The 212-nt window shown below is 47.6% G+C and carries 1 pseudogene; it reads right to left on the reverse strand.

Annotation, left to right across the window (positions count from 1 at the left end):
* Positions 1–212, reverse strand: a pseudogene (locus tag AC0QHF_RS15440) (group II intron reverse transcriptase/maturase); the annotation flags it as partial.

Consider the following 212-nt stretch of genomic DNA (forward strand, 5'->3'; position numbering starts at 1 on the left):
AATTTAGGTTCCCAGTAGGGTTCCATTGCCATCTTGACCAAGGCTTGCTTGGCTCTGTCTCGGATTGTCGGGATTCCTAGAGGACGTTTTTCATCCCGTCCGGGTTTTGGTATCCACACTCTCCGTAACGGTTTAGCTTTGAAGTTTCCTTTGATTTCTTCAACAAGGGTGAACCTTTGTTTCGGGGATATCGCTATCACTCCATCCACTCC

It is taken from the genome of Lyngbya sp. CCY1209 (genome assembly GCF_055795065.1).